A 20,484-nucleotide genomic window follows, 5' to 3' on the forward strand; every position below is an offset into this window, starting at 1 on the left:
GCGTCCATGCAGGCGGCATGGCATGACAAGCTGACGCTGCTGCTGGAATCCACCGGCGACGGCATGTTCGGCGTCGATCTCGACGGCCGCTGCACCTTCATCAACCGCGCCGGCGCCGAGATTCTCGGCTACAGCACCGCGCAGGTGCTGGGCCAGAACATGCATGACCTGATCCACCATTCCCATCCCGACGGCAGCCATTACGAAGAGCAGCAATGTCCGATCTTCCTGGCCTTCCGCACTGGCCGTCCGTGCCGCAACGACCAGGAAGTGTTCTGGCGTGCCAACGGCAGCCGCTTCAACGCCGAATACTCGTCGCACCCGGTGATCGACCAGGGCGAGGTGCGCGGCGCCGTCATCACCTTCACCGACATTACGCAGCGCAAGCAGACCGAGGAAGCGCTGGCGCGCGCGCGGCTGGAGCTGGAACAGCGCGTGGCCGAGCGCACCGCCGAGCTGTCGCAGGCGCTGCTGCAACTACGGCAGCTGTCGGCACACACCGAAGCGGTGCGCGAGCAGGAACGCAAGCGCATCGCGCGCGAAATCCACGATGAACTGGGCAGCCTGCTGGTGGCGCTGAAATTCGACGTCAACTGGATCGCCCGCCGCGTCACCGACCGCGAACCGGTGGCTGACAAGTGCCAGACCATGAACCGCCTGATCGAACGCGCGGTGGAGGATGTCGGCCGCATCATCACCGACCTGCGGCCCAGCATCCTCGATCACCAGGGACTGTTGGCGGCGCTGGAATGGCAGTTGCAGGAGTTTGCCGACGCCACCGAAATCGACTGCGACACCGACATCGCCGCCGCGCCCGATGCGCCGGCCCCGGAAGCGCAGCAGGCCACCGCCGTGTTCCGCATCTTCCAGGAGATGCTGAGCAATGTGGCGCGCCATGCCGGGGCGACGGCGGTGCGCATCCGCATCCACCTGCTGCCGCATGAATTGCAGATGGAGGTGGCCGACAATGGGGTTGGTGTAGACGCGAGCGCGCCTGCCGCACGCCTCAGCGACCAGGACTCTTACGGCGTGATGGGCATGCGCGAACGCGCGCTGCATTTCGGCGGTGCGCTGGACATCGCGCGGGGCGACGACGGGGTGGGTACGCGCGTGCGCCTGACCATGCCGCTGAGGAGCACCGCATGATCCGCGTGCTGCTGTGCGACGACCACCGCGTGGTACGCGAAGGCCTGAAGCAGATCCTGGCCGATGCCGGCGATATCGAGGTGGCCGGCGAGTGCGCCGACGGCCCGGAGGCGCTGCGCCAGGCCGGCATCCAGGCCATCGACATGGTGCTGCTGGATATTGCGCTGCCCTTGCAGGACGGGCTGGAGGTATTGGCGGAACTGAAGCGCCGCGCACCGCGCCTGCCGGTGCTGATGCTGTCCACCTATCCGGAAAAACAGTACGCGCTGCGCTGCTACAAGCTGGGTGCGGCCGGCTACCTGAATAAAAGCGTCGATGCCGACGAGCTGCTGGCGGCCATCCGCCTGATCGCCAACGGCGGTTCGCTCGCGCCGGGCAACGCGCCCAAGCTGCCGCACGAAACGCTGTCGCAGCGCGAATATCAAGTCTTTGAGGCCATCGCCGCCGGCCGCAGCGTGGGGCAGATTGCACTGGAATTGGGCGTCAGCTCCAACACAGTGAGCACTTATCGTGCGCGCATCCTGGAAAAGACCGGCGCCAGCAACGACGTCGGCATCGCCCTGTACGCCGTGCAGCACCAGCTGATTCAGTTGTGATGTAGGGCCAGCACTACAGCGCGCAGGCGGGTGGCCCGGCGCTTGCGAGCATGATCGACATCACCACTCAAGGAGTAGTCCATGTCGATCTTCCGTCCCTATGACGCCGACCGTCCGGCCCTGGCTTGCGGCTGCGGACGCCACGCCAGCGCCGCCGAACACGCGGCAGACGCAACCGCCTCCGTCGAACAACTGAGTAACGACGTGGTTGAAGAATCGCTGCTGCGCGCCATGTTCCCCAAAGCGCAGCAACGCCGTGATTTCCTGCGCGCGGTCGGCGCCAACACCGCGCGCGCCGCCATCGCCAGCCTGCTGCCGATGAGCGCGATGCAGGCGATGGCCCAGGAAACCAGCGGCGCCAATGGCGCGCTGGAGAAAAAGGATCTGAAGGTCGGCTTCATCGCCATCACCTGCGCGGCGCCGCTGATCATGGCCGATCCGCTGGGTTTCTACCGCAAGCAGGGCCTCAACGTCACGCTCAACAAAACCGCCGGCTGGGCGCTGATACGCGACAAGATCATCAACAAGGAACACGACGCGTCGCACTTCCTGTCGCCGATGCCGCTGGCGATGTCGCTGGGACTGGGCGGCGCTGCGCCGCAGCCAACGCGCATTGCCACCATCCAGAACGTCAACGGCCAGGCCATCACGCTGCACCTCAAGCACAAGGACAAGCGCGATCCGAAGCAGTGGAAGGGCTTCAAGCTGGCCATTCCGTTTGAGTACTCGATGCACAACTACCTGCTGCGCTACTACCTGGCGGAACACGGCCTTGATCCGGACCGCGACGTGCAGCTACGCGTCACGCCGCCGCCGGAGATGGTGGCCAATCTGCGCGCTGGGAATATCGACGGCTTCCTCGGCCCCGATCCGTTCAACCAGCGCGCCGTGTACGACGAGGTGGGCTTCATCCATCTCCTGTCGAAGGAAATCTGGGACGGCCATCCGTGCTGCGCTTTCGGCGCACCGGACGACTTCGTGCGCCAGAATCCAAACACCTTCGCCGCGCTGTTCCGCGCCGTGCTGACCGCCGCCGCCATGGCCAACGATCCGCAGCACCGCGCACTGGTGGCCAAGGTGATTTCACCGGCTGCTTACCTGAACCAGCCGGAGACGGTGGTTACGCAAGTCCTGACCGGCAAGTTCGCTGATGGCCTGGGCAATGTGCGCAACGTACCGACCCGCGCCGGCTTCGATCCGGTGCCATGGCACTCGATGGGCGTGTGGATACTGACGCAGATGAAGCGCTGGGGCTATATCAAGGAGGATATCGATTACAAGGCCATCACCGAAAAAGTGCTGCTGCTGACCGACGCCAAGAAGCATATGAAGGAGCTGGGCCAGCCAGTGCCGCAAGGCGTCAACAAGCCGATTACCGTGATGGGCAAGGTATTCGATCCGGCCAAGCCGGCGGCGTATGCCGACAGCTTCGCCATCAAGCGGAGCAGCCGCTGATGCGCGCTTCGCTGAATCTGCGCGCGGCGCTGGTGTCGCTGCTGCTGTTGCTGCTGGTGGTCGGCGCGTGGCACCTCGCCACCTTGCCGACCACGGCGCCCGCCAGTGCTGTCTCCGCAGCCGATGCGGAATACGCTGCGCTGATGGGCAAGAGTGTCGAGGCGCCGAAAAGCAGTGGCGGCTTCCCCACGCCGCTGGAATTCGCCCGCGCAGCCGCCGGCCATCTCGCCCACCCGTTCTACGATAACGGCCCGAACGACAAGGGCATTGGCATCCAGCTCGGCTACTCGCTGGCGCGGGTCGGCGTCGGCTTCCTGCTGGCCGCGCTGGTGGCGATCCCGGTCGGCTTTGTGCTCGGCATGTCGCCGCTGATGCAGCGTGCGCTGAATCCCTATGTACAGATCCTCAAGCCCATCTCGCCGCTGGCATGGATGCCGCTGGCGCTGTACACCATCAAGGATTCTTCGCTGTCCGGCATGTTCGTCATCTTCATCTGCGCACTGTGGCCGATGCTGATGAACACCGCCTTCGGCGTCGCCTCGGTGCGGCGCGACTGGCTCAACGTCGCGCGCACGCTGGAAGTAGGGCCGCTGCGCACCGCGCGCCGCGTGATCCTGCCGGCCGCCGCGCCCACCATCCTGACCGGCATGCGCATCTCGATGGGCATCGCCTGGCTGGTGATCGTCGCGGCCGAAATGCTGGTGGGCGGCACCGGCATCGGCTACTTCGTGTGGAATGAATGGAACAACCTGTCGCTGACCAGCGTGCTGTTCGCCATCGTCCTGATCGGCGTGGTGGGCATGCTGCTGGACCTGGCGTTGGGACGACTGCAAAAAATGGTGACCTATGTCGAATAACATCCCTTTCCTGCGCGTACAGGGCCTGGCCAAGCGCTACGCGGCATCGGCGCCGCCGGTATTTGAAAACGTCGCCTTCGATATCGAGCAGGGCGAATTCGTCTGCGTGATCGGCCACTCCGGCTGCGGCAAGTCAACCATCCTGAATGTGCTGGCGGGACTGGAGACGGCCAGCGAGGGCCACGCCTTTATGAACAACCGCGAGATCAGCGGACCCGGTCTGGAACGCGGCGTGGTATTCCAGGGCCACGCGCTGATGCCGTGGCTGACGGTACTGGAAAACGTGCTGTTTGCCGTGCAGTCGCGCTATCCGGCGTGGAGCAAGGCGGAGATGAGCGGACACGCCAGGCGCTTCATCGCCATGGTCGGCCTGTCCCATGCAGAGAATAAGAAGCCGTCCGAGCTGTCGGGCGGCATGAAGCAGCGCGTCGGCATCGCCCGTGCGTTTGCCATCGAGCCGAAGATGCTGCTGCTGGACGAACCGTTTGGCGCGCTGGACGCGCTGACGCGCGGCGTGATTCAGGACGAGCTGCTGAAAATCTGCGCTGCCACCCATCAAACCGTATTCATGATTACCCACGATGTGGACGAAGCGATTCTTCTATCGGACAAGATCATGCTGATGTCGAACGGCCCGCGCGCGCGCATTGCCGAAGTGGTCAGCAATCCGCTGCCCAAGGACCGCACGCGCGCCGGCATGCACCACCATCCTCAGTTCTACCCCTTGCGCAATCACCTGGTGGACTTCCTGGTCCACCGTTCCAACTAAAGGAGAAACCTCATGGACCGCAATCAAGTCACGCAAAAAATCATCTCTGCCAAAGTAGCCCAAGGCCTGCGCTGGGGCGACCTGGCCAAGCAATTCGGCCAAAGTAAGGAATGGACCACCGCCGCGCTGCTGGGCCAGATGACCTTCAACCGCGAGCAAGCCGACAAGGCACAGGAATTGTTCGGCCTCACCGACGAAGAAGCCGCATGGCTGCAGATCGTGCCCTACAAAGGTTCGCTGCAAAGCGCCGTGCCGACCGATCCGCTGATCTACCGCTGGTACGAAATCGTCAGCGTGTACGGCACCACCATCAAGGAATTGATCCACGAGGAATTCGGCGACGGCATCATGAGCGCGATCGACTTCTCGATGGATATCCAGCGCGAAGCCGATCCGAAAGGCGACCGCGTTCAGGTAGTCCTGAGCGGCAAATTCCTGCCTTATAAATCCTACTAAAAGCCCGCCTGCACCGACAGGTAAAGGCCCTTCTGCTTTTTCGGATTGAAGATGGTGATGTCGCCGAGATTGGCATACGCCGCCGTCACCGAAAAATTCCGCGTCGGGAACCAGGCGATGAAGGCGTCGTAATACGCCTTCTCGTTATCCACGCCGAGATTGTGCGGCTTGCGGCGGTATTCGGCGCCCAGCGCCAGCTTGCGGTTGATCAGGTAGGCAGCCGAGAACTCCGGCATCAGGCGCGTATCGTCGTTCTTGTCGCCGCCGAAACCGAGGATGCCCATCTGGTTGGCGCGCGTAGCGCGCAGCGTGGCGTTCAGCAGCAGGCTTTGTTCCAGATAGATCTTGGTGGCGGAGACATAGTAGTCGTAGCCGCTATCGTCCTTCGCCCCAAGCTGCTTGACGTTGGTGACGCCCAGCGCGCCCAGTCCATCGATGCCCTTGTTCTTCTTGTACATGATGCCGATGGCGACTTGCGGCACCCAGCTATCCTGCTCGTACACCGCATCGCCCACTACCTTCAGCTTAAGGCCGAAGATATCCTGCTTGATGTTCAGCTTATCCAGCGGCGCCAGGCTGCCCTGAAATTCCTGATTGGCGAACGATACTTCCAGACGGTCGGATACGCCAATCGCCACGCCGTAGCTGTTCAACTTGTAGTCCTGCGTTTTGATGTAGGTGTAGTGCGCGTTGGCACCCCACGAATCACGCGTGCCATAGCCGGTGATCAGCGCCCACGGCGTGATACCGCCGCCGCCCGCGCCTTCCACTTGCGAGACGCCGCCGGTGGCAAGCAATTTGCCCATGTCCTGCGCGCTCACGCTGGTGCAAGCACACACCAACAAAGCTGGGATGAGTTTTTTCATGCTCGGCTCCTGGCGGTTATTTGGTCACAATGTCGCGCTGCATCGGCGCCAGCTTGGCGACCAGCTTGAGCGCAACGCTGCTTGGCACATTGTGCTGTTCCATCGCGATCTGCAAATCCTCGGTCAGCGCATTGAACATGGCGTTGGTGATTTTCAGATCCTGGTGCACGGTCTGCATATCGCGCACGGTACCGACGCCGTCCATGGTCTTGTCGCGGTATTTGCCGGTGTACTTGCACGGGCCGCCGGCGAACTCGCAGAACTGCTCCTGAAGACGCACGTTCAGCTGCGGAATATCGAAATCGTTGAAGTTATCCTTGATGCGCGGGTCGGCCAGCACCAGCGTAATGAAGGTATCGACGATCTTCTTGATACCTTCCTTGCCGCCCAGTCCCTGATAAGTGGCATCGTCGGTGTACGGCGTTTGCGCCATCGCCAGCGAGGAGGCCAGCAGCAGGCCAATGGCGGCCATGCGGGAGAATTTGATCATCGGGTATCCTCATGAGTGGTCATGCCTACCCGCAAATTTATCAGCTATTTGGGATACAAAACCATTTGTGTGCATCGGAACAACGCTATTGTTTTGCCAGTGGCCTTATCGATCACCGTAGCGTCCCACACCTGCGTGGTGCGGCCCAGATGCACCGCCTTGGCAGTCGCCACCACCGTGCCTTCGCGCGCGGTGCCGAGATGGTTGGATTTCAGCTCGATGGTGGTGAAATTCTGCGCGCCTTCCGGCAGGTGCGAGAAGCACGCGTAGCCACAGGCGGTATCGGCCAGCGTCACCACGCTGCCGGCGTGCAGAAAGCCATTCGGCGCCAGATGGTTTTTGCTGACATCGAATTCCGCGACGATCTCACCTTCCTTGACCGAGGCGATGACGATACCCAGATGATCCGGCAGCGTGCCCTTGCCGAAGGTGTTGAAGTATTCCGGAGTGAATTTGCTGGCGTCCATTTAAGCCCACTGTATCGGCGCTTGGCCGTTGGAGGTTAAGTAATCGTTCGCGCGCGAGAACGGTTTGCTGCCGAAGAAGCCTTTGTGCGCGGAGAACGGCGAAGGGTGGGGCGAGGTAATCACCAGATGCTTGCGGCTGTCGATCAGTGCGCGCTTGGCAATCGCATAGCTTCCCCACAAAATAAACACGATGTTTTCACGCTGCTGCGACAGCAGTTTGATGGCGCTGTCGGTGAACGTCTCCCAGCCCTTGTTGGCGTGCGAACCGGCTTCCCGCGCGCGTACGGTCAGCACGCTGTTCAGCAGGAACACGCCCTGCTGCGCCCAGTCGCTCAAGTCGGTGTGGCGGCGGTCGACACCCAGATCGTTATGCAATTCCTGGAAGATGTTCTGCAAGCTTGGTTGCGGACGATTTCCTTCCGGGACCGAGAAGCAGAAACCCATGGCGGCGCCGGGCGTGTGATACGGGTCCTGGCCGAGGATGACGACCTTCACCTGATCAAACGGCGTCAGATCAAAAGCGCGGAAGATATTTTTACCGGCCGGGCAGCATTGCGTGGCAGCGTATTCGGCACGCACAAAGGCGGTCAGCGATTCCCAATAGGGCTGTTCAAACTCCCCCTGCAAACGCTGCTTCCACGACTCCTCTATGCGTACACTCATCTGCGTTCCCGGCTTATTTCCATAAACCGAAATAGTCCGATGAAACGCAACCGTCGGTCAATAGTTTTACGGCTAAAAGTCAAAGGGCTCCCGAAGGAGCCCTTTAATTAACCTGCTGCCAGCACGTTGTGCGCTTGCTCGTCCGCGTGGTACGAGCTGCGCACCATGGCGCCCACGGCGGCGTGCTTGAAGCCCATCTTGTAGGCTTCTTCCTCGAACATCTTGAACACGTCCGGATGCACGTAGCGGCGCACCGGCAGGTGGCTGTTGGACGGCGCCAGGTATTGGCCGATGGTCAGCATGTCGATGTCGTGCTCGCGCATGTCGCGCATCACTTGCAGAATTTCCTCGTCGGTCTCGCCCAGGCCAACCATGATGCCCGACTTGGTTTTCACCTGCGGATACAGCGCCTTGAAGTCCTTCAGCAGCTTCAGCGAGTGCATATAGTCCGAACCAGGACGCGCTTCCTTGTACAGGCGCGGCGCGGTTTCCAGATTGTGGTTCATCACGTCCGGCAGGCCGTCGGCGAAGATCGCCAGCGCTTTTTCCAGGCGGCCGCGGAAGTCCGGCACCAGCACTTCGATCTGCGTTTTCGGCGACAGCGCGCGGGTGTTGGAGATGCACTCAACGAAGTGGGCAGCGCCACCGTCGCGCAGGTCATCGCGGTCGACCGAGGTAATCACCACATAGCTCAGGCGCAGCTTGGCGATGGTGTGCGACAGATTGGTCGGCTCATCCTTGTCCAGCGGGTCAGGACGGCCGTGGCCGACGTCGCAGAACGGGCAGCGGCGGGTGCACTTGTCGCCCATGATCATGAAGGTGGCCGTGCCCTTGCCGAAGCATTCGCCGATGTTCGGGCAGCTGGCTTCTTCGCATACCGTGACCAGCTTGTTCTCGCGCAGCGTTTCCTTGATTTCGTAGAAACGGGTGTTCGGCGAACCGGCCTTGACGCGTATCCAGTCCGGCTTCTTCAGGCGCTCGACCTGTTCGATCGGCACGATCTTGATCGGGATGCGCGAAGTCTTGCTGGCGCCTTTTTGCTTTTCGCTCGGGTTGTAAGCTACAGGAGTTTCAGTGGTCATAATCAGTTCATTCGTTTGCCGCCAGGACGCGGACTAATTCCTCGGCCAGCTGCTGTTGCACATCCGACAGCATTGCCTGCGCACCGACAGTACGCATATCGACTGTTTCCAGCCCGGCATAGCCGCATGGGTTAATCCAGGAAAACGGGGCCAGGTCCATCGCCACATTCAGCGACAGCCCGTGGTAGGTGCAGCCATTGCCGCGTACCTTCAAGCCCAGCGCGGCGATTTTGGCGCCTTTGTGGTCACCGCCGGCCATATAGATGCCCGGCGCGCCTTCAACGCGCTCACCGACGAGATTATACGCCTGCAAGACATTGATGATCGCCTGCTCGATTTTATGCACGAACTGGCGCGCATACAGCTTGCCGCCCGGCTTGTTGCGGCGCAGGTCCATCAGCAGGTAAATCACTACCTGGCCTGGGCCGTGGTAAGTGACTTCGCCGCCGCGGTCGGTCTGCACCACGGGAATCTCCGACGCCCCGGCCAGCAGGTGGCCGCGATCCGCACCGAGGCCCAGCGTGTAGACCGGCGGATGCTCGACGATCCACAGTTCGTCGCGCGTGTCCGGCGTGCGGGCGTCAGTAAAGGCCCGCATGGCGGCGAACGTGCTGTCGTAATCGGCTTTGCCGAGATGCTTGATCTCAGGGAAGGTTGGGAACGTCATCCCTGCATTATACCCCCGGGCGACGCTTTCAGCCCGGCTGCTGGCGCTCCAGCCACTGCTGCACCGACGGGCGCTGCCACTGGAATTCCACGTATTCCTTGACCTTGGCCGGGATCGGATCGCCATTGCAGGCCAGCCGGCTCAGCATCATGGCCAGGTCGGTATCGGCAATCGACCAATCGCCAAACAGGTGTTGCGGACCCTGCACGAAGTGGCTGGCCACCTGCACCAGCTTGGCGGCGGCGGCTTGCGCGCTCTCGCTCAGCGGCGCGCAGGCCTTGCCGAAGAACACGGTTTCGGTATCGCGCTCGATCCGTACCGGCACCAGGTCGCTGCGCAGCCAGGCCTGAAGCTGGCGTGCCTGGGCGCGCTGGCGGCGCTCTTGCGGATACAGCGCGATGTATTCCGGCGGCGGGAACGTCTCGTCCAGGTATTCGGTAATGGCGGAAGACTCGGTCAGCACGAAATCGCCATCCACCAGCGCCGGCACGCGGGCCGTCAAGGCACGTCCGGCATAGGCCGCCAGCTTCTGCTCGCCGCTGTACAAGTCCACCGTCTTCACCACGAAAGGCAGGCGCTTTTCGGTCAGCGCCACGAAGGCGGAAAGCGCATAAGGGCTGGTGTGCAAGGCATCGACGTACAGTTGTAACGGCATGGCGGCTCCGGCTTAGGTAGATTTATTCACATGGTAAACCTTGTGTAAGTGCCTGTATAACGGTATATTTTCGCAATTCTTGTTAGTTTTACTCACATAGTTATCCACAGGATGGCGCGTCGCCTGCCCAATTTTTCCGCTTTGCGCGCCTTTGAGGCGGCGGCCCGCCACGAGAATTTCTCGCGCGCGGCGGAAGAGTTGCACCTGACCCACGGCGCGATCAGCCATCAGGTGCGGGGACTGGAACAGGAGTTGGGCCGGCCGCTGTTCGTGCGCCATGGCCGCCAGGTGAAAATAACTAACGACGGGCTGAAGTTCGCCCAGTTCCTCGGCAAAGCCTTTGCCGATATCGCCGCCGCCACCGACGGCATGCGCGCCACCAGCATCAACCAGCGGCTGACGATTACCTCCATCCCATCGTTCGCGGCGCGCTGGCTGGCGCCACGCCTGGGGCGTTTCATCGAGCTGCATCCGGATATCGAGGTGGTGTTGCAATCCAGCGGCCACATGCAGGATCTGGCGCGGGAAGGGGTGGATGTTGGCATCCGCTTCGGTCGCGGCAACTATCCGGGCATGGTGGTGTTGCGCTTGATGGGCGATGTGTACTACCCGGTAGTGAGTCCACACTATCGCGACGGGCAGCTGCCTGGCGTACCAGCCGATCTGGCCAGGCACACGCTGCTGCGCTCGACCGAGCGCTGGTCGCCCTGGCTGCACGCGGCCGGACTCGACCTGGCGGAACCGTCAGGCGGCTTGATGTTCGAGGATTTGTCGATGCTGATCCGCTCCGCTGCCGACGGCAACGGCGTGGCACTGGTGCGGCATGTGGTGGCGATGCAGGAGATCGCTTCCGGGCAGCTGCTGCGGCTGTTCGATATCGCCACGCCCAGCCCGGATGAGTACTACTTCGTCACGCCGCCCAATGCGGCAAGCAAGCCGCAAGTGCTGGCGTTCCGTGACTGGCTGCTGGAAGAAATCAACGCCTTCCAGCGCCAGCAAGCCTGATTACATGACGATCTTGACCATCGGATGGGCCGACAGCTCGGTGTACAGCGCATCCAGCTGCTCGCGGCTGGTGGCGCGCACGGTGCAGGTCAGGCCGGTGTAATTGCCCTTGGCCGATGGGCGGACTTCCATTCTGCCTTCATGGAATTCCTGGTCGTGCTTTTGCACCACCACGATGATGGTCGGGGCGAAATCGATATGAGTCGGCCCCATGACCTTGATCGGGAAGTCGCTCGGGTATTCGATGAGGGACTCTGATGGCGGGATCGCTTGCATATTCTTTCCAATCTAATAAGGTAGTGCCTCCAACATGGAAGCACTACCCTATATTGTAGCCCGATCAGGACTTTGCAAGCGCCAGCGGCTCCTCCGCCGGCTTGCCGGACAGGCGCTGCAAACGCGCCAGCGCCGACTCGTTGCCACCCAGCGCAGGCTGGCTGACCGACTTGCGGATCTCCTCCAGCTCAGCCGCCTGGTCCAGCGGTTTCTGGCCGATATCCGTGACAATGCGCAAGCCTTCGGCATCGTTGCGGATGGTTTCGGCGCGGCGGGTCAGGGCGCTCAGCGCGCTCGACTGGCCGCGCATGCCTTGCAGCCCGGCCAGCTGCGCCTGGCGCTCGGCTCGCAATTGCTGCAAGTCCTGCTGGGCGCGCGCCGAGGACAAGGCCTGCATCGCCTTCTTCGCCTGCGCGTCGAACTCGGACAGCTGCTTGGACAGCGCATCGACGATGGTTTGCAGCTCGTCCATGTACTGTCTGGCGTCGGCTTCCTCCTGCAATTCCTGCGGCAGGCGCGCCTTGTTGCCTTCCAGCTCGTCGCAGAACAGCGTGATGGTGGACTCCAAAATTTTGCCGGAGGCCAGGCGCTCAGCCAACGTGCCGGCGGCTTGCTCGTCGGTGGCGATCAGCTGGCGCAGCTTGACCACGTCGTTCGCTTCCTTGTCAAAGGCGGCGCGGGCGGCGGCCAGCTTTTGCGCGGCGCTGCGCAGATTGTCGGCCAGGCGGTCGCGGTCGGCCTCGGTGGCGGTTTCCGGATCAAAGTTGGCGATCGCTTCGGAAACGCGATTGCCGAGCGTGCCAAAGTGCTTGGAAATCAGTCGCGCGGTCAAACCCCAGCCATTCAAGTTGCTCATTTCAGTTTCCTCAAGGTTTACAAAGGTTGCGCATCATTGGATAACGATGCGTTGCTGCTCCACCGGAATGCCGATGACGAAGTCGACATGGATTCCGCGTTTGCTGGTATCGCCGTTCACGCTGTGGATGATTTCCGTGGTGATCAGCAGATATTCGTGTGTGCCGCTGCGCAGTTCGCGCACATACGGCATGAAGTACATTTCCTGGCGCAGGCCGGTGCCGCCGCTGGCGTCGTCCAGCCGTACTTCGCTGCCGGTGAACGGCGGCATGTAGGCCACCTCCGGGTCGCCGGCGTCGCGCCAGTAGTCGATGCCATCGTTGGCGCCAAAGATCAACTCCAGGTCCAGGCCCATATCGCCCAGCTGCTCGCGCCATAGCGTGTAGCTGCGGTCGCCCAGGCCGGCGCCGGCGCGGCCGGTGTAGGCGTCCTGGTCCTCTGCTGATTCCGGAATCACGCGCGCCAGCTGGGTGCAGTACATGATTTCGCTGACGTCGCCGCTGGCGTTCTGGTAAACCTGCAAGAATTTCTCCTTGTCGTCGCGGTCGCCGGTTTCCAGGTAATAGCGGTACAGGCCGCCCGATTGCTTCAGCTGGATCTGCGAGACGGCGACGATGCGCGTGTCGTCAGCATCCGGCAGCGTAATCAGCGCGCCTTCGCCGACCGCCCGCAACAGCGGCGACTGCTGGATGACGACCACGCTGCCGATGCGCGCGCCCAGCGGCAGGCCGGTATCGGTGCGCGGCGCGTCATCATTCATCAGCTTGGCCGCGCCATTGCGCAGGTAGTTGTATGCATCGCTCCAGCCCATCTTCAATTCCTTTCAAACGAATAATTCGGCGCGGCGCGCAGGCGGCGGAACTTGCGTACCGAATACACCACCGCCCACATCAGCAAACTCACCACCGACAGCCAGGCGAACAGGCGCAGCACGCTGGTCATGAACGACTCCTGCGGTGCGGGCATGGCGGCTGGCGCCTTGGCGAGGGCCGGTTCGCTCAGGCCCGGCATGCCGCCGACCACAGCGCTGCTATCAGTGGACGGCGCGGCCGGCTGGCTGCCATTGCTGGTCGGATAGGACACAGGCTGGTTACTCTGGCTCATCGCGCGGCCCAGCATGAAGCCCAGCACGCCGGCCATCAGCCCATTGCCATTGCCGGACGCCTGCTGTTGATAACCCGGCCCCGGCGCCGGATAAGCCGGCGCACGGTACACGGGGGATGGTTGCTGCGCCGGCGCTTGCGGCTGGCGCAGGGTATCGTTCAGCGGCGGCAGCGGCTGGTTGTTGGCGGCGTTGCGGCGCTGGTCCAGCGTCTTCAGCGCATTGGCCTGGGCGGCGCTGCGATCGACATCGCGCGACATCGCCGAGGTATTCCGTTGCGGCTGGGCCGGCGAGCCGGCCTGCTTGCCAAACGCGCCGGGGCCGCTCTGGCGGTTGGCGGGCGGCGCGGCCGGTTTGCTGTGCCGGGCCGCGTTGCTCTTTTGTGAAGAAAATCCACTTTTAAACGACGACGATGTGCCAGAATGTGAAGCCGGACGCGCTTGCGCCGGCACATTGCCTGCCACGGCCAGGCAAACCATCAACAGCAACGCGGAACTGAATGACTTCATGATGTCTTTTCACAAAGAAGTTGAATGAAAAACAGCATAGCGCCGAGGGTTCGCGCTTGCATCGGTAATAAAAGGCTCGCTTCACCATGACTCGTAAATACCTGGACATGAACCAGCACGACGCGCTGTACACGGTGGCGCGCGGCTACCCTGGCGGCATCGACGCGCTGGCGCAGGCGATGGGGATTTCCGTCAACGTTCTGCGCAACAAGCTGGCGCCGACCATCGCCTCGCACTATCCATCGTTTGAAGAGGTGTCCACGGTGGTGGACCTGTGCCACAAGGCGGGCGTGGCGGAAGCGCATCTGCCGCTGCACGCGCTGCTGGTGCGGCACGGCATGGCCGCCTTCGTGGTGCCGACGCCGGACGGCGTCAGCGAAGACGATCTGTCACAGACCGTCTGCAAGGTGATGAGTCAGGTGGGTGCGGTAGCGGAAGCCGTTTCCAGCGCGCTGATGGACGGCAAGGTCACCACTGCGGAAGCAGATTTGATCGAGAAGGAATTCCAGGGTGCGCTGTCGGCGCTGGGGGAGTGGCGCGCGCGGTTGCGGCTCAAGGCGCAGCAGTAAGCGGCGTTCTAAACCGGGGTCAGTCCGCCAAACGTACACGAGCTCGTGTACGTTTGGCGGAACTGACCCCGGTTTAGGGTTTAGCGCTCGTTCGGGCGCTGATTTTCGTTGCGGCGGTGCTCGTTGCGGTTGTTGTCGCGATTTTCCCGCTGCTCGCGTTGCTCGCGCTGGGCCGGCTGCTGCTGCTGAGGCGGCGGCGTGAACTGGCGTGGCGCCTGCTGCGGTTGCTGCTGAGGCTGCGGCTGAGGGCGCTGTTCACGCGGTTGTTCACGTTGCTCGCGCTGTTGTTGATGCTGTTCGCGCTGCTCGTCGCGCTGACGCAAGCGGCGGCTGTCGTCGCCGCCACGGTCAAAGCGTTCGCGCTGCGGCTGCGCTTGTGGCTGCTGCGGTGACACCTGCAGTACCGGCTGCGGCATCACCGGCGCTGGCGTCTGCGGACGCGGCTGCCCCTGCTGCCCCGGATTGAAACGCGGCCGCAACTCTATCCGCATATCGTTCGGATTGATGGTCTGCGCCGGCGCATCCGGCTGCCCGAACTGATTCGGCGCCAGCGTGCTGATGCGTCCTGGCGGCTGCTGCGCCGGCACCTGCTGCGGCTGCGATGGCGCGGTAATCGTGCGTCCCGGCGTCGGACGCTCATTGCGATTGCGCCCGCCATCGCGGTCAAACCGGTCCGGAATGCCGTCATGGTCACGGTCGCCCCGGCCACCACGGTCGGTGCTCAGCGGACGATACGGCACCTGCGGCTGCGGCGGGGCGACCGGTGTAACATTCTTGACGAAATTGGCTGGCGGCAGCACCTGCGAGCCACGTCCCACGTTGACATTGCGACGGCCTTCAAACTGATCGCGCGGCAGCACGGTCAAGCCATCACGGCGGCCGTTGAAGTCCGGACGCGGCGTAAACGGCTTGCCATTATGCGTCCAGGTCACGCGGCGCTCGTACTCGGCAGACACGCGGTAGCCCGGCACAAACCGGTCGCGCGGCGACAGCGGATACCAGCCCAAGCCCGGCCCTGGATGATGCGGGCCGCCATTGCCACCGACCCAGCCGACCAGCGCCGGCGCCCACACCGGCCGTCCTGCGGGACGGCCAGGCGCCCAGCGCCAGCGGCGTTCAACCAATACCCAGCGGCCGTAGTGCGATGGCGCGTAACCCCACGGCGCATTATCGACCCAGGTCCAGCCCCAAGGCGCCAGCCACACCCAGCGGCCATCACGATACGGCGCCCAATCGAGCGCCACATTACGCGGCGTCCACAGCGGGCCGTAATCGACGCTCTCGGTCCAGCTGCCGTTGCGGTCCAGTTCCTCGTAGCCCGTGATGCCAGTGGAGACGAAGCGGGTGGCGCTGCTGCTGTCGTAGCGGTCGCGCTCCTCGGCCCAGACATCGAAGCCATCGCGCCGCGCCGCGCTGGTGCGCACATCCTCGGCGCTGATATCGACATGGCGGCCATTGCTGACCACCACCGACGAACCAGCGCCTTCCACCCGCGCCGAACCGGCCAGCACGCTGACCTGGCTGGTGTCCGGCTGGCGGTCCACATCGACCCGCAAAATGCCCGGCTCCAGCAGCGTGATACGGGCTTGCGGCGTGCTCAGCTCAAAGTCGCGCAGCAGTTCGGGACTGCGCACGCGGATGCTGACGCTGCCGTAGTTCAGACGCAGACGCAGCAGGTCGTCGTCCATGCCGATGATTTCCAGGTCGGAATCGCCATCCAGCCGCACGGCGGTCGAGCCAACGCGGAACTCGGTGCGCGCGCCGGAAGCGGTGCTGATGTGGTTGTTGGCGGTCACCGGCCAGTTCAGCGACGCGCCCAGCGGCTCGCCATCCCCTGCCAATTTCACCTGGCCCTGGACACTGGAAATCCGGCCCACCATGGCGGGCGGATCTTCGGCATAGGCCCAAGCACTATAGCTGGCCAGAGCGGCCAGCACGACGGTGGGAATAATGTGGCGGCTCATGGCTGCGTCTCCTGTGGTGATCACTGATTTAACGCTGCGCACTGGCGTTCGACTACAGCGGTTACACCGGGTTACAAAAAGTGTTGCGCTTACGCAGCGGCACTACCGCGCTTGACGAAGAACAGCGCCGCGCCGACCGCCATCAACAGGCCGCCAAACACCCGGTTCTGCTTCTTGACCGCGCCGGCGTCGCGGAAGAAGCGCTGCATCGACGAGGCCAGGAAGGCGTAGCTGTGCATCACCACCAGGTCGATGCAGCACATGGTCACCGCCAGGATCAGCAGCTGCGGCAGCAGCGGCGAGCCGTGGGTAATAAACTGCGGCAGCACCGCCACCATGAAGATAATGCCCTTGGGATTGGTGGCGTTGGTCAGGAAACCGGTCAGGAAGCGTTTCTTCGCGGTTGGCACCTGCACCGCAGCCTGCTGCTGCGCACCGATGGTGACCTTGGCGCGCCACTGGCTCAGGCCCAGATAAATCAGGTACAGCGCGCCCACCGTCTTAACAATATTGAACGCCACCTCGGACGCCATCAGCAGCGAGCCCACGCCCGCGCCGGCGATGAAAAACACCAGCAGCAAGCCGGTTTGCAGGCCGAAAATCGTGGCGCTGGCGCGGCGCACACCGTACGACAACCCATGTGACATCGACAACACCGCGCCCGACCCCGGCGAGACGGCAATAATGCAGGCAGCAACAAAAAAAGTGATCCAGGTGGCGAAGGTCATGACGATTCCATTTGATTTGAGGCAATCACCATTGTAGCGGTATCGTGCCCTGCGCCGCTTGGGTTAATATTGCTGATCAAACCACACAAGGAGTGCACCAAGATGGCCGGTTCCAGCCTGTTAATGCTGATCGACGATATCGCCACCATCCTCGACGACGTCGCCGCGATGAGCAAGGTCGCCGCCAAGAAGACCGCCGGCGTGCTGGGCGACGACCTGGCGCTGAATGCGGAACAGGTGTCCGGCGTGCGCGCCGAGCGCGAGCTGCCAGTGGTGTGGGCGGTGGCGGTCGGTTCGCTGAAGAACAAGGCCATCCTGGTGCCGGCGGCACTGGCGATCAGCGCCTTCGCGCCGTGGGCGATCACGCCGCTGCTAATGATCGGCGGCCTGTACCTGTGCTTCGAGGGCTTCGAGAAGATTGCCCACAGCCTGTTCCATTCCAAGGAAGACGACGGCCACAAGCAGCAGCTGCACGCGGCGCTGGCCAATCCCGAGGTGGACCTGGTGGCGCTGGAAAAGGACAAGATCAAGGGCGCGGTACGCACCGACTTCATCCTGTCGGCCGAGATCATCGTAATCGCGCTGGGCACGGTGGCGGCGGCACCGTTTGCGCAGCAGGTGACGGTGGTGGCCGGGATTGCGCTGGTGATGACGGTCGGCGTGTACGGCCTGGTGGCCGCCATCGTCAAGATGGACGACGCCGGCCTGTACCTGAGCCAGCGCGGCGGCGCGGCGGTCAAGGCGCTGGGCCGGGTGCTGCTGTCGGCGGCGCCGGTGCTGATGAAGTTGCTGGGCGTGGTCGGCACGCTGGCCATGTTCATGGTCGGCGGCGGCATCCTGACCCACGGCCTGCCGTTCGCCCACGACCTGATCCACCACGCCACCGAGGCGGTGGCCGCCACGCCAGCGGTCGGCCCGGCGCTGGGCGTGATCGTCCCGAGCCTGCTGGACGCGGTCGCTGGCGTGATCGCCGGCGCCCTGGCGCTGGCTGTGGTCACCGCTGGCAGCAAACTGCTGAGCCTGGTCAAAAAGCAAGCCTGAGTCTTCTGTTCTGATACGAAAACGAGCGCCATCCCGGCGCTCGCTTTCCATTTAGACAAGGAGCACTGAATGAGCACTCCCTCCAACGCCTTCGTCGGCGCTTCCTGGCTGGCCCTGCTGGCCGGCTCCCTCACCTTCATCATCGGCCTGTGGAACGCCAGCATGGCGCTCAATGAAAAAGGCTACTACTTCACCATTCTGATGTACGGGCTGTTTGCCGCTATTTCGCTACAGAAATCCGTGCGCGACCGCAGCGAAGATATACCAGTTTCATCTCTCTACTACGGTCTATGCTGGATGTCTGTACTCGTAGCAATTTTGCTGTTATTAATCGGGCTATGGAACGCCCAGCTAGCGCTGAGCGAGAAAGGTTTTTATGGCATGGCCTTCCTGCTCAGCTTGTTCGCGGCCGTCACCGTGCAGAAAAATGTGCGCGACCTGACTGCCACCAAACCCGCCCGGCGTTCCGACCAAAACGTCTGACCTGTCGTCCTGGCCGGAATGGGGGCCTACACCCTCCATTCCGGTGAAATTTGATCTAAATCAATAAATTCGGCAGGTGGACTACGTAAACTGACCATATCTATTGCGGTAAAGCAATAAACCTCCGGGAGAGAGACGATAATGCGCAACAATCAACCAGTCACCAATCGCGAAGTGGAAGTCCAGGACGACCAGGCGATCGTGTCGAAGACTGACCTGAACGGCAACATCACCTATGTGAACCCGTACTTCACCCAGGTCAGCGGCTTCAGCGAAGAAGAACTGCTGGGCGCCCCGCAAAACATCGTCCGCCATCCGGACATGCCAGCCGAAGCCTTTGCCGACCTGTGGACCTCGATCAAGGGCGGCACGCCATGGACCGGCATCGTCAAGAACCGCTGCAAGAACGGCGATTTCTACTGGGTGCGCGCCAACATCACGCCGATCCGCGAACACGGCCAGACCATCGGCTATATGTCGGTGCGGGTCAAGGCTGACCGCCACCAGATCGCCAAAGCCGAACAGGTATACCGCACCATCCGCACCGAAAGCAACCACGGCATCCGCATCAAGAACGGCCAGGTAATCGAGCCGGGCGTCGGCACGCTGCTGTCGCGCCTGAGCCATACCTCGCTGGGCTTCCGCATCTGGGCCGCCACCAGCCTGGTCAACGTGCTGCAGGTGATCGTCTGCGCCGCCGCGCTGCTGAACGGCACCAGCGCCAACAACTACGGCATCTTCGCCGCCACCTTCCTGGGCCTGATCATCAACGTGTTCCTGTGGTACACGCTGCGCGTCTCGGTGCTGCAACCGCTGGACCGCGCGCTGCATGGGGCCCGCGCGATCGCCGCCGGCGACCTGTCCGGCAAATTTGAAACCGAAGCCACCGACGAAGTCGGCCAGCTGCTGCGCGCGCTGGAACAAATGAACAGCAACCTGATCGCCACCATCCGCGACGTGCGCGTCAACGTGGAAACCATGGCCGTGGCCACCCGCCAGATCGCCGCCGGCAACGCCGACCTGTCCGGCCGCACCGAAGCACAGGCGGCCAGCCTGGAAGAAACCGCGTCCAGCGTCGAACAGTTCTCGTCCACCGTCAAGCAGAACGCCGACAACTCCGAGCAAGCCAACAAGCTGGCGCAGAACGCCTCCGACGTGGCGGTGCAGGGCGGCGAGATCGTCGCCGACGTGATCGCCACCATGGACGAGATCAACAACTCCTCGCGCAAGATCGTCGACATCATCGGCCTGATCGAAGGCATCGCCTTCCAGACCAACATCCTGGCGCTGAACGCCGCCGTGGAAGCGGCGCGCGCCGGTGAACAGGGCCGCGGCTTCGCGGTGGTGGCCGGCGAGGTGCGCAACCTGGCGCAACGCAGCGCCACCGCCGCCAAGGACATCAAGAACCTGATCGACGTTTCGGTCGGCAAGGTCAGCGCCGGCATGGTGCAGGTCGATCGCGCCGGCGCCACCATGAAGGAAGTGGTGGCCTCGGTGCAGCAGGTGACCGCCATCATGCGCGAAATCTCGGTGGCCTCGCATGAGCAAAGCATCGGCGTTGACCAGGTCAACTCGGCCATCGCCCATATGGACCAGGTGACGCAGCAGAACGCGCAGCTGGTCGAAGAAGCAGCAGCAGCAACCGCCAGCCTGGCGCTGGAAGCAGGCGGCCTGACGCAAGCAGTCAGCCTGTTTAAATTTGGCCCGGCCCGCAGCTCGCGCGCATCCCGCGCGGCCGCGTCCCAGCAGTCTTCAACCTCAGTGAAACGCCTCGCAGCATAAC

Annotated in this window: 24 protein-coding genes; 11 read left to right on the forward strand and 13 right to left on the reverse strand. The window is 63.0% G+C overall.

The window, feature by feature from the left end; genetic code table 11:
• Positions 1-6: 6 nt before the first annotated feature.
• The 6 genes from KW842_RS20680 (at position 7) to cynS (ending at position 5,279) form a co-directional block, all read left to right on the forward strand.
• Positions 7-1,146 carry a PAS domain-containing sensor histidine kinase gene (locus KW842_RS20680; protein ID WP_218306007.1) on the forward strand — a complete coding sequence of 380 codons (1,140 nt, stop codon included), beginning with the start codon at positions 7-9 and terminating at the stop codon, positions 1,144-1,146.
• Positions 1,143-1,742 (forward strand): response regulator transcription factor, encoded by a 600-nt coding sequence (locus KW842_RS20685; RefSeq protein WP_218306008.1) that lies wholly within the window; start codon positions 1,143-1,145, stop codon positions 1,740-1,742. The genes KW842_RS20680 and KW842_RS20685 overlap by 4 nt, the downstream gene beginning before the upstream one ends.
• Before the next feature lie 81 nt (positions 1,743-1,823).
• Positions 1,824-3,197 (forward strand): CmpA/NrtA family ABC transporter substrate-binding protein, encoded by a 1,374-nt coding sequence (locus tag KW842_RS20690; RefSeq protein WP_218306009.1) that lies wholly within the window; start codon positions 1,824-1,826, stop codon positions 3,195-3,197.
• Positions 3,197-4,054 carry a nitrate ABC transporter permease gene (gene ntrB, locus KW842_RS20695; RefSeq protein WP_218306010.1) on the forward strand — a complete coding sequence of 286 codons (858 nt, stop codon included), beginning with the start codon at positions 3,197-3,199 and terminating at the stop codon, positions 4,052-4,054. Before KW842_RS20690 ends, ntrB begins: the two co-directional genes overlap by 1 nt.
• On the forward strand, positions 4,044-4,823 hold the full coding sequence (locus tag KW842_RS20700; protein WP_218306011.1) for an ABC transporter ATP-binding protein: 780 nt from the start codon (positions 4,044-4,046) through the stop codon (positions 4,821-4,823). Before ntrB ends, KW842_RS20700 begins: the two co-directional genes overlap by 11 nt.
• A gap of 12 nt (positions 4,824-4,835) precedes the next feature.
• Entirely contained in the window at positions 4,836-5,279 is a 444-nt protein-coding gene (gene cynS, locus KW842_RS20705) for a cyanase (RefSeq protein ID WP_218306012.1), read from the forward strand.
• On the opposite strand, the gene KW842_RS20710 is transcribed toward cynS, so the two are convergent.
• The 7 genes from KW842_RS20710 to yfcF form a co-directional block, all read right to left on the reverse strand.
• Positions 5,276-6,145 (reverse strand): DUF3034 family protein, encoded by an 870-nt coding sequence (locus KW842_RS20710; protein WP_218306013.1) that lies wholly within the window; start codon positions 6,143-6,145, stop codon positions 5,276-5,278. The genes cynS and KW842_RS20710 overlap by 4 nt on opposite strands.
• Positions 6,146-6,161: 16 nt before the next feature.
• Complete coding sequence (locus KW842_RS20715; RefSeq protein ID WP_218306014.1) at positions 6,162-6,635, reverse strand: group 1 truncated hemoglobin; 474 nt, start codon at positions 6,633-6,635, stop codon at positions 6,162-6,164.
• Between the two features lie 44 nt (positions 6,636-6,679).
• A complete protein-coding gene (locus KW842_RS20720; protein ID WP_218306015.1) occupies positions 6,680-7,102 on the reverse strand; it encodes a PaaI family thioesterase in 423 nt (140 codons plus the stop codon).
• The gene (locus KW842_RS20725; protein WP_218306016.1) at positions 7,103-7,765 is read right to left on the reverse strand and encodes a uracil-DNA glycosylase; all 663 of its coding nucleotides are present in this window, start codon (positions 7,763-7,765) and stop codon (positions 7,103-7,105) included. It lies immediately after the preceding gene.
• Positions 7,766-7,872: 107 nt separating this feature from the next.
• Positions 7,873-8,847 (reverse strand): lipoyl synthase, encoded by a 975-nt coding sequence (gene lipA, locus KW842_RS20730; RefSeq protein ID WP_218306017.1) that lies wholly within the window; start codon positions 8,845-8,847, stop codon positions 7,873-7,875.
• A gap of 7 nt (positions 8,848-8,854) precedes the next feature.
• Complete coding sequence (gene lipB, locus KW842_RS20735; RefSeq protein WP_218306018.1) at positions 8,855-9,514, reverse strand: lipoyl(octanoyl) transferase LipB; 660 nt, start codon at positions 9,512-9,514, stop codon at positions 8,855-8,857.
• Between the two features lie 28 nt (positions 9,515-9,542).
• Entirely contained in the window at positions 9,543-10,169 is a 627-nt protein-coding gene (gene yfcF / locus KW842_RS20740) for a glutathione transferase (protein ID WP_218306019.1), read from the reverse strand.
• A 111-nt stretch (positions 10,170-10,280) separates the two neighbouring features.
• Here yfcF and KW842_RS20745 point away from each other — a divergent pair, with 111 nt between their 5' ends.
• A complete protein-coding gene (locus KW842_RS20745; RefSeq protein ID WP_218306020.1) occupies positions 10,281-11,174 on the forward strand; it encodes a transcriptional regulator GcvA in 894 nt (297 codons plus the stop codon).
• On the opposite strand, the gene KW842_RS20750 is transcribed toward KW842_RS20745, so the two are convergent.
• From KW842_RS20750 to KW842_RS20765, 4 genes are all read right to left on the reverse strand, one after another.
• A complete protein-coding gene (locus tag KW842_RS20750) occupies positions 11,175-11,450 on the reverse strand; it encodes a DUF493 family protein (RefSeq protein ID WP_218306021.1) in 276 nt (91 codons plus the stop codon).
• A 64-nt stretch (positions 11,451-11,514) separates the two neighbouring features.
• Positions 11,515-12,306, reverse strand: a complete 792-nt coding sequence (locus tag KW842_RS20755) for a hypothetical protein (protein WP_218306022.1) — start codon at positions 12,304-12,306, stop codon at positions 11,515-11,517.
• 33 nt (positions 12,307-12,339) lie between these two features.
• Positions 12,340-13,116: a DUF2491 family protein gene (locus KW842_RS20760; RefSeq protein WP_218306023.1), complete on the reverse strand. Its 777-nt coding sequence runs from the start codon at positions 13,114-13,116 to the stop codon at positions 12,340-12,342.
• A gap of 2 nt (positions 13,117-13,118) precedes the next feature.
• Positions 13,119-13,916 carry a hypothetical protein gene (locus KW842_RS20765; RefSeq protein ID WP_218306024.1) on the reverse strand — a complete coding sequence of 266 codons (798 nt, stop codon included), beginning with the start codon at positions 13,914-13,916 and terminating at the stop codon, positions 13,119-13,121.
• An 86-nt stretch (positions 13,917-14,002) separates the two neighbouring features.
• On the opposite strand from KW842_RS20765, the gene KW842_RS20770 reads away from it, so the two are divergent.
• Entirely contained in the window at positions 14,003-14,485 is a 483-nt protein-coding gene (locus tag KW842_RS20770) for a phage regulatory CII family protein (RefSeq protein WP_218306025.1), read from the forward strand.
• Positions 14,486-14,565: 80 nt separating this feature from the next.
• On the opposite strand, the gene KW842_RS20775 is transcribed toward KW842_RS20770, so the two are convergent.
• Positions 14,566-16,449 carry a FecR family protein gene (locus tag KW842_RS20775; RefSeq protein ID WP_218306026.1) on the reverse strand — a complete coding sequence of 628 codons (1,884 nt, stop codon included), beginning with the start codon at positions 16,447-16,449 and terminating at the stop codon, positions 14,566-14,568.
• Between the two features lie 89 nt (positions 16,450-16,538).
• On the reverse strand, positions 16,539-17,177 hold the full coding sequence (locus tag KW842_RS20780) for a LysE family transporter (RefSeq protein ID WP_218306027.1): 639 nt from the start codon (positions 17,175-17,177) through the stop codon (positions 16,539-16,541).
• Between the two features lie 102 nt (positions 17,178-17,279).
• Here KW842_RS20780 and KW842_RS20785 point away from each other — a divergent pair, with 102 nt between their 5' ends.
• From KW842_RS20785 to KW842_RS20795, 3 genes are all read left to right on the forward strand, one after another.
• On the forward strand, positions 17,280-18,218 hold the full coding sequence (locus tag KW842_RS20785; RefSeq protein WP_218306090.1) for a DUF808 domain-containing protein: 939 nt from the start codon (positions 17,280-17,282) through the stop codon (positions 18,216-18,218).
• A gap of 69 nt (positions 18,219-18,287) precedes the next feature.
• Positions 18,288-18,701, forward strand: coding sequence for an inner membrane protein YiaA (gene yiaA / locus KW842_RS20790; RefSeq protein WP_218306028.1), 414 nt, complete (start codon positions 18,288-18,290; stop codon positions 18,699-18,701).
• A gap of 141 nt (positions 18,702-18,842) precedes the next feature.
• Positions 18,843-20,483 (forward strand): PAS domain-containing methyl-accepting chemotaxis protein, encoded by a 1,641-nt coding sequence (locus KW842_RS20795; RefSeq protein WP_218306029.1) that lies wholly within the window; start codon positions 18,843-18,845, stop codon positions 20,481-20,483.
• Position 20,484: the final 1 nt, after the last annotated feature.

This window comes from Duganella sp. sic0402, assembly GCF_019219065.1.
Lineage (GTDB): Bacteria > Pseudomonadota > Gammaproteobacteria > Burkholderiales > Burkholderiaceae_D > Rugamonas.

Excerpts from the sequence above, each read along its gene's own strand:
- KW842_RS20680 (WP_218306007.1), top strand. The coding sequence starts at position 7 with ATGCAGGCGGCATGGCATGACAAGCTGACGCTGCTGCTGGAATCCACC.
- KW842_RS20685 (WP_218306008.1), top strand. The coding sequence starts at position 1,143 with ATGATCCGCGTGCTGCTGTGCGACGACCACCGCGTGGTACGCGAAGGC.
- KW842_RS20690 (WP_218306009.1), top strand. The coding sequence starts at position 1,824 with ATGTCGATCTTCCGTCCCTATGACGCCGACCGTCCGGCCCTGGCTTGC.
- ntrB (WP_218306010.1), top strand. The coding sequence starts at position 3,197 with ATGCGCGCTTCGCTGAATCTGCGCGCGGCGCTGGTGTCGCTGCTGCTG.
- KW842_RS20700 (WP_218306011.1), top strand. The coding sequence starts at position 4,044 with ATGTCGAATAACATCCCTTTCCTGCGCGTACAGGGCCTGGCCAAGCGC.
- cynS (WP_218306012.1), top strand. The coding sequence starts at position 4,836 with ATGGACCGCAATCAAGTCACGCAAAAAATCATCTCTGCCAAAGTAGCC.
- KW842_RS20710 (WP_218306013.1), bottom strand. The coding sequence starts at position 6,145 with ATGAAAAAACTCATCCCAGCTTTGTTGGTGTGTGCTTGCACCAGCGTG.
- KW842_RS20715 (WP_218306014.1), bottom strand. The coding sequence starts at position 6,635 with ATGATCAAATTCTCCCGCATGGCCGCCATTGGCCTGCTGCTGGCCTCC.
- KW842_RS20720 (WP_218306015.1), bottom strand. The coding sequence starts at position 7,102 with ATGGACGCCAGCAAATTCACTCCGGAATACTTCAACACCTTCGGCAAG.
- KW842_RS20725 (WP_218306016.1), bottom strand. The coding sequence starts at position 7,765 with ATGAGTGTACGCATAGAGGAGTCGTGGAAGCAGCGTTTGCAGGGGGAG.
- lipA (WP_218306017.1), bottom strand. The coding sequence starts at position 8,847 with ATGACCACTGAAACTCCTGTAGCTTACAACCCGAGCGAAAAGCAAAAA.
- lipB (WP_218306018.1), bottom strand. The coding sequence starts at position 9,514 with ATGACGTTCCCAACCTTCCCTGAGATCAAGCATCTCGGCAAAGCCGAT.
- yfcF (WP_218306019.1), bottom strand. The coding sequence starts at position 10,169 with ATGCCGTTACAACTGTACGTCGATGCCTTGCACACCAGCCCTTATGCG.
- KW842_RS20745 (WP_218306020.1), top strand. The coding sequence starts at position 10,281 with ATGGCGCGTCGCCTGCCCAATTTTTCCGCTTTGCGCGCCTTTGAGGCG.
- KW842_RS20750 (WP_218306021.1), bottom strand. The coding sequence starts at position 11,450 with ATGCAAGCGATCCCGCCATCAGAGTCCCTCATCGAATACCCGAGCGAC.
- KW842_RS20755 (WP_218306022.1), bottom strand. The coding sequence starts at position 12,306 with ATGAGCAACTTGAATGGCTGGGGTTTGACCGCGCGACTGATTTCCAAG.
- KW842_RS20760 (WP_218306023.1), bottom strand. The coding sequence starts at position 13,116 with ATGGGCTGGAGCGATGCATACAACTACCTGCGCAATGGCGCGGCCAAG.
- KW842_RS20765 (WP_218306024.1), bottom strand. The coding sequence starts at position 13,916 with ATGAAGTCATTCAGTTCCGCGTTGCTGTTGATGGTTTGCCTGGCCGTG.
- KW842_RS20770 (WP_218306025.1), top strand. The coding sequence starts at position 14,003 with ATGACTCGTAAATACCTGGACATGAACCAGCACGACGCGCTGTACACG.
- KW842_RS20775 (WP_218306026.1), bottom strand. The coding sequence starts at position 16,449 with ATGAGCCGCCACATTATTCCCACCGTCGTGCTGGCCGCTCTGGCCAGC.
- KW842_RS20780 (WP_218306027.1), bottom strand. The coding sequence starts at position 17,177 with ATGACCTTCGCCACCTGGATCACTTTTTTTGTTGCTGCCTGCATTATT.
- KW842_RS20785 (WP_218306090.1), top strand. The coding sequence starts at position 17,280 with ATGGCCGGTTCCAGCCTGTTAATGCTGATCGACGATATCGCCACCATC.
- yiaA (WP_218306028.1), top strand. The coding sequence starts at position 18,288 with ATGAGCACTCCCTCCAACGCCTTCGTCGGCGCTTCCTGGCTGGCCCTG.
- KW842_RS20795 (WP_218306029.1), top strand. The coding sequence starts at position 18,843 with ATGCGCAACAATCAACCAGTCACCAATCGCGAAGTGGAAGTCCAGGAC.